Origin of the sequence: Imbroritus primus, assembly GCF_964332355.1 — a bacterium.
In the GTDB taxonomy this organism is placed as follows: Bacteria; Pseudomonadota; Gammaproteobacteria; order Burkholderiales; family Burkholderiaceae; genus Imbroritus; species Imbroritus primus.
Window position 1 is genome coordinate 2425929 of record NZ_OZ201293.1, and the last position, 16313, is coordinate 2442241.

17 protein-coding genes are annotated in these 16313 nt (G+C 66.3%); all 17 read left to right on the forward strand.

Features of this window, described 5'->3' with window-relative positions:
- Positions 1-21: 21 nt before the first annotated feature.
- Positions 22-915 carry a LysR substrate-binding domain-containing protein gene (locus tag ACQ3C8_RS11125; protein WP_038212384.1) on the forward strand — a complete coding sequence of 298 codons (894 nt, stop codon included), beginning with the start codon at positions 22-24 and terminating at the stop codon, positions 913-915.
- 35 nt (positions 916-950) lie between these two features.
- Positions 951-1223, forward strand: a complete 273-nt coding sequence (locus ACQ3C8_RS11130) for an EexN family lipoprotein (RefSeq protein ID WP_038212385.1) — start codon at positions 951-953, stop codon at positions 1221-1223.
- 218 nt (positions 1224-1441) lie between these two features.
- On the forward strand, positions 1442-3451 hold the full coding sequence (locus tag ACQ3C8_RS11135) for a conjugal transfer protein TraG (RefSeq protein ID WP_428853067.1): 2010 nt from the start codon (positions 1442-1444) through the stop codon (positions 3449-3451).
- The gene (locus ACQ3C8_RS11140; RefSeq protein WP_260731235.1) at positions 3448-3912 is read left to right on the forward strand and encodes a CopG family transcriptional regulator; all 465 of its coding nucleotides are present in this window, start codon (positions 3448-3450) and stop codon (positions 3910-3912) included. Before ACQ3C8_RS11135 ends, ACQ3C8_RS11140 begins: the two co-directional genes overlap by 4 nt.
- The gene (trbB, locus tag ACQ3C8_RS11145; protein ID WP_260731236.1) at positions 3909-4961 is read left to right on the forward strand and encodes a P-type conjugative transfer ATPase TrbB; all 1053 of its coding nucleotides are present in this window, start codon (positions 3909-3911) and stop codon (positions 4959-4961) included. The genes ACQ3C8_RS11140 and trbB overlap by 4 nt, the downstream gene beginning before the upstream one ends.
- Positions 4958-5341: a TrbC/VirB2 family protein gene (locus ACQ3C8_RS11150; protein ID WP_003103996.1), complete on the forward strand. Its 384-nt coding sequence runs from the start codon at positions 4958-4960 to the stop codon at positions 5339-5341. The genes trbB and ACQ3C8_RS11150 overlap by 4 nt, the downstream gene beginning before the upstream one ends.
- Positions 5338-5610, forward strand: coding sequence for a VirB3 family type IV secretion system protein (locus ACQ3C8_RS11155; RefSeq protein WP_003103993.1), 273 nt, complete (start codon positions 5338-5340; stop codon positions 5608-5610). Before ACQ3C8_RS11150 ends, ACQ3C8_RS11155 begins: the two co-directional genes overlap by 4 nt.
- 15 nt (positions 5611-5625) lie before the next feature.
- A complete protein-coding gene (gene trbE / locus ACQ3C8_RS11160) occupies positions 5626-8061 on the forward strand; it encodes a conjugal transfer protein TrbE (RefSeq protein WP_428851611.1) in 2436 nt (811 codons plus the stop codon).
- Positions 8058-8786 carry a P-type conjugative transfer protein TrbJ gene (trbJ, locus tag ACQ3C8_RS11165; protein WP_038212401.1) on the forward strand — a complete coding sequence of 243 codons (729 nt, stop codon included), beginning with the start codon at positions 8058-8060 and terminating at the stop codon, positions 8784-8786. The genes trbE and trbJ overlap by 4 nt, the downstream gene beginning before the upstream one ends.
- An 11-nt stretch (positions 8787-8797) precedes the next feature.
- Positions 8798-9121, forward strand: a complete 324-nt coding sequence (locus tag ACQ3C8_RS11170) for an EexN family lipoprotein (RefSeq protein ID WP_038212403.1) — start codon at positions 8798-8800, stop codon at positions 9119-9121.
- On the forward strand, positions 9118-10452 hold the full coding sequence (gene trbL / locus ACQ3C8_RS11175) for a P-type conjugative transfer protein TrbL (protein WP_038212405.1): 1335 nt from the start codon (positions 9118-9120) through the stop codon (positions 10450-10452). The genes ACQ3C8_RS11170 and trbL overlap by 4 nt, the downstream gene beginning before the upstream one ends.
- 11 nt (positions 10453-10463) lie before the next feature.
- Positions 10464-11168 carry a conjugal transfer protein TrbF gene (gene trbF, locus ACQ3C8_RS11180; RefSeq protein ID WP_038212410.1) on the forward strand — a complete coding sequence of 235 codons (705 nt, stop codon included), beginning with the start codon at positions 10464-10466 and terminating at the stop codon, positions 11166-11168.
- Positions 11165-12145, forward strand: a complete 981-nt coding sequence (gene trbG / locus ACQ3C8_RS11185) for a P-type conjugative transfer protein TrbG (protein ID WP_038212419.1) — start codon at positions 11165-11167, stop codon at positions 12143-12145. Before trbF ends, trbG begins: the two co-directional genes overlap by 4 nt.
- A 2-nt stretch (positions 12146-12147) precedes the next feature.
- The gene (locus ACQ3C8_RS11190; RefSeq protein WP_038212420.1) at positions 12148-13407 is read left to right on the forward strand and encodes a TrbI/VirB10 family protein; all 1260 of its coding nucleotides are present in this window, start codon (positions 12148-12150) and stop codon (positions 13405-13407) included.
- Positions 13404-13649, forward strand: a complete 246-nt coding sequence (locus tag ACQ3C8_RS11195; protein WP_038212423.1) for a DUF2274 domain-containing protein — start codon at positions 13404-13406, stop codon at positions 13647-13649. The genes ACQ3C8_RS11190 and ACQ3C8_RS11195 overlap by 4 nt, the downstream gene beginning before the upstream one ends.
- A 551-nt stretch (positions 13650-14200) precedes the next feature.
- Positions 14201-14470 carry a DUF2024 family protein gene (locus ACQ3C8_RS11200; RefSeq protein WP_009523301.1) on the forward strand — a complete coding sequence of 90 codons (270 nt, stop codon included), beginning with the start codon at positions 14201-14203 and terminating at the stop codon, positions 14468-14470.
- A 198-nt stretch (positions 14471-14668) separates the two neighbouring features.
- Complete coding sequence (gene nadB / locus ACQ3C8_RS11205) at positions 14669-16279, forward strand: L-aspartate oxidase (protein WP_428853068.1); 1611 nt, start codon at positions 14669-14671, stop codon at positions 16277-16279.
- Positions 16280-16313 lie beyond the last annotated feature (34 nt).

A 16313-nucleotide genomic window follows, 5' to 3' on the forward strand; every position in this document is an offset into this window, starting at 1 on the left:
GCTTTACAGGGACATCGACTCATGGAATTCCGTCACCTTCGGTACTTTCTGGCCGTTGCTGAGGAGCTGCACTTCGCCCGCGCTGCGGAGCGGCTGCATATCGAACAGTCACCACTGTCGCGCGCCATCAGGGAATTGGAAGAAGAATTGGGCGCACAACTGTTCGTGCGTACCAGCCGCAGCACGCGCCTGACGCTTGCGGGCAAGCTGCTGATGGAGAACGCGCCTCGCGTGCTGTTGGCGCTGGACCAAGCGCGTGAGAGCGTGAAGGCAGCGGCCAATGGCTTTCACGGCCGGTTGCGCGTGGCGCTGTCCGACGGCATCAGCCCCTCGCGCCTGCCGGCACTGCTGGCGCGCTGCCGCGAGGAAGACCCGGAGATCGAGATCCGCCTGTTCGAGGTGCCGCTGGCCCAGCAGCTCAGCGGCCTGCGTGACGATCTATACGACGCGGGCTTCTCGATGGCCGACGAGGTGGGCGACGGCATCATCATCGAACCCGCCTGGGAGGATGAGCTGATGGTCGCCATGCCCGCGCGCCATGAACTACTGGCCCACAGGCGGGTACCGCTGGATGAAGTGCTGCAACATCCCCTGGTGCTGGGCGACCCGGCAGTTTGCGAAGGCCATGCCAAGCAGATCGACCGCATCCTGCGCAAGCAGGACCGGGAGCCCTTGATCGAACAGTACGTCGCCACGTTCGACGTGATGATGACTTTCGTGTCGGCCGGCTTGGCGCTGGGGCTCGCAGGCGCCGCGCACATCGCTTCCAGCCACGAGCCGGGCGTGGTGGGCCGACCGCTCGCGGGAAAGTCGCCCATGCTCACCACCTATCTGCTGCGCCGCGACGCCGAGCCGTCGCAGGCGCTAGCCCGCTTTATCGAGCGGGTCGAAGCCCTGGTACCGGGAGACGCTTAGCCATTGGCCCCGTTTCACTTCGGAGGATTCAAGCCATGAACCTATCCAAGATCATCGCTATGTCGTCGCTAGCAGTTCTGCTGGTCGCCTGCGGCAAGTCTGAGCCGTCCAAGCCCGCCGCCGTGCCCAGCGTGGAGCAACTGGCTGCTGACCCCGTGCGTTTGCGAGAACTGCGCCAGCAGTGCAAGACGGATCGTCCGACGATGGGCGACGTGCTGTGCAACCGAGTGGCCGAAGCGACGAACCGGCGTTTCCTGGGTGACGGCAAGGTGCCTTATACGCCGCCGAAGGAACCGCCGAAGTTCTGATGGTCGGTTTGCCGCAACGCACCTGCGCGTGCCTGCGCCTTTTTGCGCGCTGCGCAGCAGCGCGCCCGTTGTGGCGGTCTTTCGCCCCAGTTCTTCCCTGCCGGAAACCATGCTTTTTGCGGCATCAACATGCCGATAACGGTCTTTGACCGGCACGCCCAGCGGCACTGATCCTCACGAGGGCGGCACATGCCTGTGCTGCGATCGGAGGCTGGATGATGCAGGGAACGAACGTGCTGTTCGGTCAGATTGCCGTGGTGTTCGGCATCGTGATCGCTGGGGTGTGGAGCGCCACGCAATGGACAGCCGCCGCTCTGGGCTATCAGCTACGCCTTGGCTCGCCCTGGTTCGATTTCTTGGGTACGCCGATCTACCACCCGTGGCGGCTGTTCGAGTGGTGGTTCTTCTTCGATGCCTACGCTCCGCGCATCTTTGACATCGGCGGTGCCATCGCGGGCGGCAGCGGCCTGGTGGCCGTGCTGGTGGCCATCGGCATGTCGATCTGGCGCTCGCGCCAGTCGCGTCTGGTCACGACCTATGGTTCGGCCCGCTGGGCGAACGCGGATGACATTCGCAAGGCCGGCCTCACGCAACCGGCCGGCGTGTTCCTCGGCCAGCACGACCGCCAGTACCTGCGGCATGAAGGCCCGGAACACGTCCTGACCTTCGCGCCCACGCGCTCGGGCAAGGGGGTCGGTCTGGTGGTGCCGACGCTCCTGTCTTGGCCGGCCTCGGCCGTCATCCACGACATCAAGGGCGAGAACTGGCAGATCACCGCCGGCTGGCGCAGCCGATTCAGCCACTGCCTGCTGTTCAACCCGACCGATGCGAAGTCGGCGGCCTACAACCCGCTGCTGGAGGTACGGCGCGGCGCGCATGAAGTGCGCGACGTGCAGAACATCGCGGACATTCTGGTCGATCCCGAAGGCGCGCTAGAGAAGCGCAATCATTGGGAGAAGACCAGTCATGCGCTGTTGGTCGGCGCCATCCTGCATGTGCTCTACGCGGGCGAGGACAAGACGCTGCGCGGCGTCGCCAACTTTCTCTCCGACCCGGCCAGCCCGTTCGAGCTGACCCTGCACCGGATGATGACCACGCCGCACTTGGGCGATGGGCCGCATCCTGTCGTCGCTTCGGCGGCGCGCGAAGTGCTCAACAAGTCGGACAACGAACGCTCGGGCGTGCTGTCCACGGCCATGTCGTTCCTGGGCCTGTACCGCGATCCCACGGTGGCCGAAGTCACGTCGCGGTGCGATTGGCGCATTGCCGACCTGATCGCAGCCGAGCATCCGGTGTCGCTGTATCTGGTGGTGCCGCCTTCGGACATTTCGCGGACGAAGCCGCTCATTCGCTTGATCCTCAACCAGATCGGGCGGCGCCTCACCGAATCGCTCGACGGCTCCGATGGCATCGAGCGCCGCCACAAGCTGCTGTTGATGCTTGACGAGTTCCCGGCGCTGGGGCGCCTGGACTTCTTCGAGACGGCGCTGGCCTTCATGGCGGGCTACGGCATCCGCAGCTTTCTCATCGCGCAGTCGCTCAACCAGATCGACAAGGCGTATGGGCAAAACCACTCCATCCTCGACAACTGCCATGTGCGCGTGACGTTCGCCACGAACGACGAGCGCACCGCCAAACGGATCTCCGAGACGCTGGGCACGGCCACCGAGCTGCGCGCCCAGCGCAACTACGCGGGCCACCGGCTCGCACCGTGGCTGGGCCACCTGATGGTGTCGCGCCAGGAAACCGCGCGCCCGCTGCTGACGCCGGGCGAAGTCATGCAGCTTCCACCCGACGAGGCCGTGGTGATGGTGTCCAGCGTGGCACCGATCAAGGCCAAGAAGCTGCGCTACTACGCGGACGCCAATTTCAAGCGCCGCGTGCTGCCGCCGCCCACGCTGGCGGACGGGCAGTATGCCGACGCGCCGCCGGCACGCGCCGACGCCTGGAGCGGGCTGGCGATTCCTGCCGTGCCTGCCGCACCAGCCACGGCATCCGCCGATGGCCTGGAGAACTTGGGTACGGCCGACGACGGCGGCCCGCGCCGCCAGCCCGAGCTATCCGAAACCGTCGCCTACGACCCCGAATTGGCTGCGCCCGCGGCCGACCTCGGGCTGCTCGATGACGACGACGATTTGCCGCTTCCCCTCCCGCGCCAGCTTGATCCAGCCATGCAGCGCACGGCCCGGCTGGCTTCCCTCGACCCCAACGACGGAATCGAGCTATGAGCCACTACCGCCTCAACCTGTTCATCCAGCCGGAGCACGCCAAGCGGCTCGATGAGCTGGCCGCCAAGAAAGGCGTGTCCAAGTCATCCATCGTCGCGGCGGCGCTTGCATCGTGGCTGTCGCCCGATGCCGCCGACCAGCGCGAGGCAGCCATCGCCAAGCGGCTGGATCGCCTCTCGCGCCAGGCCGAGCGCATGGAGCGCGACCAGAACATCCAGATCGAGACGCTGGCGCTGTTCATTCGCTACTACCTCACGGTCAGCACGCCAGTCCCCGAAGCGCACCAAGAGGCCGCTCGCGCACAGGGCAAAGCGCGCTTCGAGCAGTTCGTTGAACAGTTGGGTCGCCACCTGCTGCGCGGGCGAAGCCTGGTGCGCGACGTGGTGGAGGAGCTGCATCCCGACCCGATGCGGATGGAGGACGCGGCGGCAGCCGCGCAAGCGCAGGAGCGTGTGTCATGAGCGCCGTTCCGCAGTCCATGAGTGCCACGTCGCTCGACCGCCGCATCCAGATGCTGCGCACGGCGATGGGGCCGCTGATCGCCGCCGCGCTCGAAGACCCGGACGTGGTGGAGGTGATGCTGAATCCTGATCGCACCCTTTGGGTGGATCGGCTTTCCAGTGGACGCGCGCCGATGGGCGTGGAACTGCCCGAGGCGGACGGCGAGCGAATCATCCGCCTTGTCGCCGCCCACGTCGGCGCGGAAGTCCATCGCGGCCAGCCGCTGCTGTCCGCCGAGTTGCCCGAAACGGGCGAACGCTTCGAGGGCATCTTGCCGCCGGCCGCGCCGGGACCGGCCTTCGCGCTGCGCAAGCGCGCCATCGGCGTGATTCCGCTGGAGCGGTACGTCATCGACGGGATGATGACCAGCGCGCAGGCGGGCTTTCTCGTTCGCGCCGTCCGCGAGCGGCAGAACGTCTTGATCGCCGGCGCCACCAGCAGTGGCAAGACCACGCTTGCCAATGCGTTGCTGGCCGAAATCGCCGCCACCGGCGACCGCGTGCTGGTGCTCGAAGACACGGTGGAACTGCAATGCGCGGCCCGCGACCACGTTCCCCTGCGCACCCGCGCAGGCGTGGTGTCGATGACCGAACTGGTGCGCTCGTCCATGCGTCTGCGGCCGGATCGCGTCGTCGTCGGCGAGGTGCGCGGCGCCGAGGCGCTGGATCTCATCAAGGTGTGGGGCACGGGCCATCCGGGCGGCATCGCCACGATCCATGCCGGCTCCGCATTGGGCGCGCTGCTGCGCCTGGAGCAACTGATTCTCGAAGTGGCGGTGAACCCGCCGCGTGCGCTGATCGCAGAGGCGGTCAACGTGGTGATCCACATCGCCGGGCGCGGGCGCAAGCGCCGCATCGAGAGCATCGCCCGCGTCGTCGGCTTCGACGGCGTGGGCTACCAATTGGCGGACGCGCTGGAAACGCCGTTTCCCGAGCTGCCGCCACGTCCCGATGCCGCCCCCGCTGCGGCGACTTCCCCATCCCCTCACTCACTTGGAGAACTGCCATGACGCAGATGACCATTCCTGCTTTCCGTTTTTCTGCAAATCCGGCTTTGCGTCTTGCGCGGCTGCGCTGCCTGGCCCGCCCTGCGGGGCAAGGGCTGCTGCTGGCCGCGCTGCTGTTGTTCCTGGCCGGAACCGCGCAGGCCGCCGGTTCCTCGATGCCGTGGGAAGGCCCGCTGCAATCCATCCTCGAATCCATCCAGGGGCCGGTGGCGCGCATCGTCGCGGTCATCATCATCATCGCCACGGGCCTCGCGCTCGCGTTCGGCGACACGTCCGGCGGATTCCGCAAGCTGATCCAGATCGTCTTCGGCCTGTCCATCGCCTTCGCGGCGTCGAGCTTCTTTCTGTCGTTCTTCAGCTTCTCCGGCGGGGCCGTCGTATGAGTGCCCCGGACACCTTCGCGGACGGCTTCGAGGTGCCGCTGCATCGCTCGCTGACCGAGCCGATTCTGCTGGGCGGTGCGCCGCGCACTGTGGCGATCGCCAACGGCACGCTGGCCGCCGCCGTCGGGCTGGGCCTGCAACTGTGGATTCCCGGCGTGGTGCTCTGGATCGTCGGCCATTCGCTGGCGGTGTGGGGTGCGCGCGTCGATCCGCAGTTCATGCAGGTCTTCGCCCGGCACATCAAGCACCGCCCGCTGCTGGACGTGTGAGGGGAGGACGCCGCGATGCTGAACCTCGCCGAATACCGCCAGCGCCCGGCCTTGCTTGCCGACTGGCTGCCCTGGGCCGGGCTGGTCGCGCCGGGCGTCGTCTTGAACAAGGACGGCAGTTTCCAGCGCACGGCCCGGTTTCGCGGGCCTGACCTCGACAGCGCGACGCAAGGCGAGCTGATCGCCACGTCGGCGCGGTTGAACAACGCGCTGCGCCGCATGGGATCGGGCTGGGCGCTATTCATCGAAGCCGAGCGCCGGCCTGCGGCCGATTATCCGCACTCGGAGTTTCCCGAGCCGCTTTCGTGGGTGGTGGAGGAAGAACGCCGGGCCGCCTTCGAGGAATCGGGCAATCACTTCGAGAGCGGCTATCACCTGACGCTGCTTTACCTGCCGCCGGAAGAATCCCGCGCCCGTGCAGCCAAGATGCTCTACGAGAACACGCCGACGAATGGCGTGGGCTGGCGCGAGCGGCTGCAAGCCTTCGTCGCGGAGACGGATCGCGTCTTTGACCTGCTCGACGGCGTGATGCCGGAAATTGACTGGCTCGATGACGCGCAGACGCTGACCTACCTGCACGCGACCATCTCGACGCGGCGCTATCGCGTGGGCGTGCCCGAAGTGCCGTTCCACATCGACGCGCTGCTGACAGACTCGCCGCTGGTCGGTGGCCTGGCGCCCATGCTGGGCGACCAGCACCTGCGCGTGGTGTCGGTGCGGGGTTTCCCGACCTCGACCTGGCCGGGGATTCTGGACGACCTCAATCGCCTCGGCTTTGCCTACCGCTGGAGCACGCGCTTCCTGTGCCTCGACAAAGCCGAGGCGGAACGGGAGTTGGGACGCCTGCGCCGCCAGTGGTTCGCCAAGCGCAAGAACGTCATCGCGCTGCTGCGCGAAACGATCTTCCAGCAGGAAAGCCCGCTGGTCGATACCGACGCCAGCAACAAGGCCGCCGATGCCGACGCTGCCTTGCAGGAGCTGGGCGGCGATCAAGTCGCCTTCGGCTATCTGACGGCGACCGTCACCGTCATGGACGAGGACGCTGCCGTCGCAGACGAGAAGCTGCGCATGGTGGAGCGCGTCATCCAGGGTCGGGGCTTCGTCACCATCCCTGAAACGCTCAATGCCGTGGATGCCTGGCTGTCCTCGCTCCCCGGCAACGCCTACGCCAACGTGCGCCAGCCCATCGTCTCGACGCTGAACTTGGCGCACATGATGCCGGTGTCGGCGGTATGGGCTGGGCCGGAGAAGAACGACCACCTCGACGGCCCGCCGCTGATCGTCACACGCACCGATGGCGCGACGCCGTTCCGGCTGGTGACGCACATCGGCGACGTGGGCCACACGCTGGTCGCGGGGCCGACTGGCATGGGCAAGTCGGTCTTGCTCGCCACGCTGGCGATGCAGTTCCGCCGCTATCGCGGTTCACGCATCTTCGCCTTCGACATGGGCCGCTCCATGCGGGCCGCGATCCTCGGCCTGGGCGGCGAACACTACGACCTGAGCACGGATGGCGAAATCGCCTTCCAGCCACTCGCGCGCATCGACCGTGAGGGCTACCGCACGTGGGCCGCCGAATGGATCGAAGGCCGCTTGCTGCACGAAGGCGTGGCGGTCGGCCCCGACGAGAAGGCGGCTATCTGGTCGGCGCTCGGCAGCCTCGCCGGTGCTCCGCTGGAGCAGCGCACGATGACCGGCCTGTCGGTGCTGCTGCAATCGAACGCGCTGCGCCAGGCGCTCGCGCCCTACGTGCTCGGCGGCGCCCACGGCAAGCTGCTGGATGCGGATTCGGATCGCCTGGGTTCCGGCGCCGTGCAGTGCTTCGAGATGGAAGAGCTGATGCACAGCAAGGCCGCCGTCATGGCCGTGCTGCACTACCTCTTTGCCCGGTTCGATGAACGCTTTGACGGTGCGCCCACGCTGCTGATCCTCGATGAGGCGTGGCTGTTTCTCGATGACCCGGTGTTCGCGGCCCGCATCCGCCAGTGGCTCAAGACGCTGCGCAAGAAGAACGTCAGCGTCATCTTCGCCACGCAGAGCCTCGCCGACATCAAGGATTCGAGCATCGCGCCGGCCATCATCGAGAGCTGCGCCAGCCGCATCTTCCTGCCCAACCCGCAGGCGACCGAGCCGCAGATCAGGGCTATCTACGAAGGCTTCGGGCTGAACTCGCGCCAGATCGAAATCGTCGCCACCGCGCAGCCCAAGCGCGACTACTACTACCAATCCCGTCTCGGCAACCGCCTGTTCGACCTCGACCTGGGCGCCGCGACCTTGGCCTTCGCGGGTGCTTCCACGCCGCAAGACCAGCGCGACATCGACGCGGTGCTCGCCGCTACATCTGCATCCACCCCGTTCGCAGCCGCCTGGCTGCGCCACCGCGGCCTGCATTGGGCGGCCGAACTGCTGTCCTCGTTCCCGTCCACCCACCCCAAGGAGAACCCATCATGAAGAAGCGTCTTCTCGCCGCCGCCGTCGCGGCCATGCTTTGCACCGCTACCGCCGTGCAGGCGCAATGGGTCGTGATCGACCCTACGAACCTCGTGCAGAACACGCTGACCGCGATCCGCACGCTGGAGCAGATCAACAACCAGATCAAGCAGCTCCAGCACGAAGCGCAGATGCTCATCAACCAGGCGCGCAACCTCGCCAGCCTGCCGTCCAGCGTAGTGGGCCAGTTGCGCGCCAACCTGGCGACCACGCAGCGGCTGATCGCGCAGGCCAAGGGCCTGGCCTATGACGTGACCAATCTGGATCGGGAGTTCCAGCGCCTGTACCCGGAGCAGTACGCCGCCACCGTCAGCGGCAATCAGATGTACCGCGACGCGCAGGAGCGTTGGAAGAACACGCTCAGCGGCCTGCAGACCACCATGCAGATGCAGGCCCAGGCGTCGCAGAACCTGAGCGACGACGAAGGCGTGCTGGCCGACCTCGTGGGCAAGAGCCAGTCGGCCGTGGGCGCTTTGCAGGCGATGCAGGCCATGAACCAGCTTCTGGCCTTGCAGGCCAAGCAGTCCATCCAGACGCAGCGCCTGAGCATCACCCAGGATCGTGCCGCTTCGCTGGAACTGGCGCGGCAGGCCGCCGCTGTGGAGCGAGGCCGCGAGGTGAACCGGCGCTTCCTGGGTGAAGGCACGCCGTACACGCCGCAGTCCGTCGATTTCTACAGCCGTTGACGGGTGCTGCCATGACCCGCGCGCCTGCTCTCTGCGGTTTTGTGCTCCTGCTGGCCGGCTGCGGCCAGCAGGAGGTGCCTTCGGTCGATGCGCTCTCGGCAGATCCGTCGCGGCTGCGCTTGCTCAAGGAGCAATGCCGGGCGGGCCAGCTCGACGGCGCGTCTTGCGCGCAGGTGGCCCAGGCCGATTTGCGCCGCTTTCTCTCCGGCCTGGCCGGGCCGGATGAGTACCGGACGCTGGCCGATCTGCCGCCGATTCCGCCCAGCTTCGATGAACCCGCCGAGGACCGCAATGCGGTGGCAACGGCCTCGCCTGGGCAGGAGGACTTGCCATGAATGACATTTCGATCATTGACCATTTCCTCGATGTGTTCTCGCGCTACATCGACTCGGGATTTGGGCTGCTGCATGGCGAGGTGGCGTTTCTCACGGCCACGCTGATCGTCATCGACATGACGCTCGCCGGGTTGTTCTGGGCGATGGGCCATGCCACCGGCCAGGGCGAGGACGTGATCGCCAAGCTGATCCGCAAGGTGCTGTACGTCGGTGCCTTCGCCTACATCATCGGCAACTTCAACATGCTGGCCAGCGTGGTGTTCCGCTCCTTCGCGGGCTTGGGCCTGACGGCCAGCGGCTCCAGCCTGAGCATGGGCAACTTCTTGCAGCCGGGACGGTTGGCCAAGGCCGGTATCGACGCAGCGGCGCCGATCCTCGACCAGATCAAGGGGCTGTCGGGCTTCCCCGAGGTGTTCATCCACCTCGCGCCCATCGTCGTACTGTTCTTCGCGTGGCTGGTGATCATCGTCAGCTTCTTCGTGTTGGCGGTGCAGCTCTTCGTCACGCTGATCGAGTTCAAGCTGACCACGCTGGCGGGCTTCGTGCTGGTGCCGTTCGCTCTCTGGAACAAGACGGCGTTCCTGGCCGAGAAGGTCTTGGGTAACGTGGTGTCGTCGGGCATCAAGGTGCTGGTGCTGGCCGTCATCGTGGGCATTGGCTCGGGCCTGTTCTCCGAGTTCAACATACCGGCAGGCTCGGAGCCCTCGATCGACCGGGCGCTGGTCATCATGCTGGCTTCGCTGTCCCTGCTGGCGCTGGGCATCTTCGGGCCGGGCATTGCAACTGGCTTGGTGTCCGGCGGGCCGCAGCTCGGCGCGGGCGCGATGGCCGGTGCCGCCATCGGCGCAGCCGGAACCGCTGTGGCGGTCGGTGCCGCGGCTACGGGCGTCGGAAGTGCCGTGGCGGCCGGGGCGCGCATGGCACCCGCCGCCGCTCGCTCGATGGCATCGACCGCCAGCAGCGCCAGGTCGGCGTACCAGGCGGGCTCCGCTTCGGCCGGTGGCGGCCTGAAGGGTGCCGCTGCTGGCGTGGGCAATGTCGCCAAGACTGGCGCGCAGGCGGCCGGGCGGAAGGTGGCCGATGGGGCGCGCTCGATGAAGGAGCGCATGGCGGCGGCCTTTCGGCCCGATGACGCGCCAGCCTCCGGCGCCGCACCCGCCGGCCCTGACGCTGCCGGATCGGCTCCGTCTGCCGAACAACCCGCCTGGGCCAAGCGCCTGCATCGAAGGCAACAGCTCACCCATGCCGCTACGACCGCCGCCCACACGCTGCGCGGCGGCGACGGTGGCAGCTCCAGCCAGGGGCCAAGCCTGCGTGATTCCGATTCATGAGGAGAACTTCCATGCGATTCAAACGACCGCAGGTGCGCTACGCCGACACGCCGCAGCCTGCCACTCCGTACCAATCCGCAGCTCAGGTCTGGGACGAGCGCATCGGCTCGGCCCGCGTGCAGGCCAGGAATTGGCGCTTCTTGGCCTTTGGCTGCCTCACCTTGGCCGTGCTGATGGCCGGCGGCCTGGTCTGGCGTTCCGCGCAGTCCATCGTGACGCCCTACGTCATCGAGGTAGACAACGCGGGCCAGGTGCGTGCCGTCGGCGAAGCCGCCACGCCGTACCGGCCCAGCGATGCGCAGATTGCCTACCACCTGGGCCGCTTCATCGGCCTGGTGCGCTCGCTGTCCATCGATCCCATCGTGGTACGGCAGAACTGGCTGGATGCCTACGACTACACGACCGACAAGGGGGCGGTCGTGCTCAACGAGTACGCGCGGGTGGCCGATCCGTTCACGCGCATCGGCAAGGAGTCGGTGACGGTGCAGATCAGCAGCGTGACGCGCGCCAGCGACACGTCTTTCAACGTGCGCTGGACGGAGACGCGCTTTGTCAACGGTGCGCTGGATCGCACCGAGCGCTGGAACGCGGTGGTTTCCATCGTGCAGCAGACGCCGCGCACCGAGCAGCGGGTGCGCAAGAACCCCTTGGGCATCTACGTCAACGGGCTGTCGTGGAGCCGCGAACTGGAAGGAAACGAAGGAGCAAAACCATGAATGATCTTTTCCGTAAATCCGCCTTGCCGATCATGTTGCTTGCCCTCGCGGGCTGCGCCACGCAGGGCAAGCCGCCGCCGTCCATTTCGCTCGATGAGCCGGTGCAGGCCCAGCCGCTGCCGGAGCCGCCTGCGCCGGTGGAGGTGGTGGCCGTGCCACAGGTGCTGCCGATGCCGGCGCAAATGAAACCTGTGCCGGATACCAAGCCCGCCCCAGAACCCGCCGATGAAACCGTGCGCGTGTCCCGCGCCAACGCCGAGGCGCGCATTGCACCCACGCGCGAGGGGTACGTCAACGCAATTCAGGTGTGGCCTTTCACGGATGGGGCGCTGTACCAGGTCTATGCGGCAGTGGGCCGCGTGACGGTGATCGCGCTCCAGCCCGGTGAAGATCTGGTGACGGTGGCCGCCGGCGATACCGTGCGCTGGATCGTCGGGGATACATCGAGCGGCAGCGGCGATGCGTTGCGCGTCAACGTGATGGTCAAGCCGATCCGCTCGGGGTTGAAGACGAATCTGGTCATCACGACCAGCCGCAGGACGTACCTGCTGGAGCTGACCTCGACCGAGAAGACGTGGATGGCGTCGGTGTCCTGGGAGTACCCCAAGGACAAGATGCTGGCCTTGCAGCGCCAGGCGCAGGCGGCCAGCGCCGCCGCGCCGGTCGATGCTGGCCTGTCGCTGGAGAAGATCCGTTTCCGCTACGCGGTCAGCGGCAGCAACCCGCCGTGGAAGCCGCTGCGCGCCTTCGACGATGGCGAGAAGGTCTACATCCAGTTCCCCGCTGGCATCGCGCAAGGCGAGTTGCCGCCGCTGTTCGTCATCGGCGCGCAGGGCGATGGGCAACTGGTGAATTACCGCTTCCGCTCGCCGTACTACATCGTGGATCGCCTGTTCGGCGCGGCCGAGTTGCGCCTGGGCGGTGACAAGGGCGATGTGGTTCGGATCGAGCGCACGGACGGAACGCGGAGGAACTGACCATGAGCCAGGACGACTCCCCTGATCTTGCGGCGCAGGCGGGCAAGGTCGCGCCCGAGGCGGTGGCGCTGCGCGCCCAGCCGCGCCCGGTAACGCGCCTGAACCGGCGCACCTTGGCCATGCTCACCGGCGGCCTGTCGGTCGCCGTGCTGGGAGCCACGATCTGGTCATTGCAGTCACATCGGCGCGGCGCAGGCGAGCGGACCGAGCTGTACAACGTCGATCGCGTGTCGAAGTCTGAAGGGCTGGATGGCTTGCCCTCCGACTACTCCAAGCTGCCGAAGGTGCCGGAGCTGGGGCCGCCGCTGCCCGGCGACCTTGGCCCGGCCATCGTGAAGTCGCAGCAGCCGGTGACGCCGACCTATGCGCCACCGGGTCATGACCCGGAGGATGCGCGGCGCAAGGAGGCCGAAGCAGCCGCAGCCTCGTCGGTGTTTTTCCGCTCAGGCACTCCCGGCAAGACCGCAGCGCCAGCGACCGCGCAAGCAGCTGGCCCGGCATCGGCCTTGGCGGGCTTCGACCCGCTGGCCGCTGGCCCGGCCTCGACGGCGGCCCAGCCTGCCGACCCAACCGCCGTGCAGAACCGGCAAAACCAGAAAGAGGCTTTCCTGAAAGGCGCCTCTACGGAAACCCGTAATTCCACCAGTCTGCAAATGCCGTCCTCGCCGTATCAGGTCATGGCGGGAACGGTGATCGCCGGTGCGCTGGTGACGGGCATCAAGTCTGATTTGCCGGGCGACGTGATCGCCACGGTGACGGAGCCGGTCTACGACACGGCGACGGGCAAGTTCCTGCTGATCCCGCAGGGATCGCGCATCCTGGGCAAGTACAACAGCCAGGTGAGCTACGGGCAAAGCCGCGTGCAGGTGGTGTGGAACCGAATCATCCTGCCGGACACGTCTTCGCTGAAGCTCGACAACCTCGCGGGCACCGATCCGGCCGGCTATGCCGGCCTGGAGGATGGTGTCGATTGGCACTGGGATCGCGTCTTTGCCGGTGCGGCGCTGACCACATTGCTGGGCGTGGGTGCCGAGCTGGCCGCGCCGGAGAACCGGCAGAACGGCAACCGCATCGTGATCGCTGGGCGCGACAGCGCACAAGACAGCATCAACCAGGTGGGCCAGGAGATGACCAGGCGCAACATGAACATCCAGCCGACTTTGACGGAGCGGCCGGGCCTGCCGGTGCGGATCATCGTCAACCGCGATCTGGTGCTGCGACCGTACCAGCCAATGTTCTTCAACCGGGGAGCAATGCGATGAACACCACCAAGAAGCTGCGGCTCGGGCCGCTTCCCAAGACTGAGAGCACGAAGCTCACGTTCTCGTGCCCGGCCAGCCTCAAGGCCGACCTCGACTGCTACGCCGCGCTGCACGCTCAAGCGTATGGCGAGGTGGTCGATGCCATGACGCTGATTCCGTACATGCTGGAAGCCTTCATGGCGGGGGACAGGGGATTCAGGAAGGGCTCGGCGATACGGAGCGCGCCAACGAAACCGGCCTGATGGCGTCGCGTGCCATCCAACGGCATTCATCGAACGCGCAGCCTTCGGCTGCGCGTTCTTCGTTCTGGATGCTGCGAAGCCACTTGGGCTATCATGGTGCGACAAGCCCGCCGCCTCCCGGCAATCCAGCACGACCAAGTGCGATCCGGCTTTCTCTCCCGACGCTCTTATGTGGCACCTAGCCCACGACGCAGCAGTCACTTCAAGTGGCCCAAAACAGAGCTAACCTATTGCCCTGCTTATGATTTCAAACCCTGGAAATTCCGGGCCAGGGCTTGACATGAGCAATTTTTTGTTGCCTGCTGTTTGTCACCACCGTTTTGTCACCGCTGTTTGTTAGCAACCGCTTGTTGCCCCCTGTTTGCTAACCGGTAGCAGGCCACTCTGCTGCCAATCGCACGACCCCTTTAATGCCACGGCTCTCGTGGGCACCACACCGGAGGCCGACCAACCCGCCCGCTGGAAAGTCATACCAGGCATCCCGGCCGTCGCGAGGCAAGCCCGCCGCGCATCGCATACCATCTACCGGTCTGCTGTAGAGGAAACGCCAGATGAACATTGCCGTCTTTGACACTCATGTTCTGCGGCCCGACGGACGCATGATGCATTTCGACATCGTCGTGCGCGACCAGGAGCCGGACAGGAACAAGGATGCCGTGCTCACGCATGCACACCGCTACCTCAGGGCGAAAGGCATCCCCGCCGATACCCTGCAGGCCCAGGAGTGCCGCTTCTGCCATGCGGGATTTGCCTCGCCCTCGGTCGAGGCGGAAATCAACCGCATTGGCTTTGCGATCTTCGAGCTGCAGAACTGCGATTGAGCCGGCGCCCCCTTCTACGTCGCATGCCGGGACATGATCGGGGTTCATCCGTGAGGACGTGCGGCCTGCAGACACCGCGCAGATGCGCAACCGGCCCATCCTGAGTTACACTGAACCCCGCTGGCCAGCCACAGTGCGGCCTGGAGACTGAATCAACCCGCCTAATACGGGCCTGCGCACACGGCCCATCCAGACATGATGAATTTCGATGTGGCCATCGTCGGCAGCGGCCTGGCCGGACTGACCGTTGCCCTGCAACTCGCCGCGACCCGCAAGGTTGCCATCATCAGCAAGCGTACGTTGTCGGAAGGGGCTAGCGACTGGGCTCAGGGCGGGATCGCCGCCGTGCTCGATTCCAGCGACAGCCACGCCAACCATATCGACGACACATTGACGGCCGGCGCCGGGCTGTGCGACGAAGCCGCCACGCGCTACATCGTGGAGCACGCACGCGAGGCCATCGAGTGGCTGATCGAACTGGGCGTGCCCTTCACGCCCGATACCCAGGCGGAACTGGGCTTCCATCTCACGCGGGAAGGTGGACATAGCCACCGCCGCATCATCCACGCAGCCGATGCCACCGGGCATGCCGTGGTATCGACCCTCATCGAGAAGGTACGCCAGCACCCGAACATCACATTGCTGGAGCAGCATTTCGCAGTCGACCTGATCACCTCCGCCAAGCTAGGCCTGCCGGGCAACCAGTGCTACGGGCTGTACGTGCTGGACGATGCAAACGAGGAAGTGATCACCATCACGGCCAGCCAGACGGTGCTCGCCACGGGCGGCGCGGGCAAGGTGTACCTGTACACCACCAACCCGGACACCGCGACCGGCGACGGTACGGCAATGGCGTGGCGGGCAGGTTGCCGCGTGGCCAACATGGAATTCATCCAGTTCCACCCGACCTGTCTCTATCACCCGTTTGCCAAGTCGTTCCTGATTTCGGAAGCAGTACGCGGCGAAGGTGGCCTGCTGAAGCTGCCGGACGGCACGCGCTTCATGCCGGCGCATGATCCACGCGCGGAGCTGGCGCCGCGCGACATCGTCGCCCGCGCCATCGACTTCGAGATCAAGAAGCGCGGCCTCGACTGTGTGTTGCTGGATATCACCCACCAGCCGCCGGAGTTCCTGAAGGAACACTTCCCCACGATCTACGCCCGCTGCCTGGAACTGGGCATCGACATCACGCGCCAGCCTATCCCGGTGGTACCGGCAGCGCACTACACCTGCGGCGGCATCATTACCGACACACTGGGTCGCACCGACATCGGCCACCTCTACGCGGTGGGCGAAACCGCCTATACCGGGCTGCATGGCGCCAACCGCCTCGCCAGCAACTCATTGCTGGAATGCATGGTGATCGGCCGCGCCGCAGCCCACGATATCCTTGCGCATCCGCCCGAGGCGTGCCCCGACATCACGTTGCCGGCGTGGGATGAAAGCCGTGTCAGCGATCCTGATGAAGAGGTGGTGGTCTCGCACAACTGGGACGAGTTGCGCCGCATGATGTGGAACTACGTCGGCATCGTACGCACCAACAAGCGCCTGGAACGGGCACAGCACCGCATCCATCTGCTACGCGAAGAGATTGCCGAGTACTACGCCAACTTCCGGGTCAGCCGCGATCTGCTGGAGTTGCGCAATCTGGTGGAAGTCGCGTCGCTGATCGTCGACAGCGCGCTGTCACGCCACGAAAGCCGCGGGTTGCACTTCAGCCGCGACTATGCCGATACCTTGCCCAAGGCGCTGCCGACCGTGCGGCAGCCCAGTCATCGCAAGGCCGGGCGGTCGACGATCAAGCACTAGCCACTGGCGGGCACGGTAGCCTGCGAATTGGCCA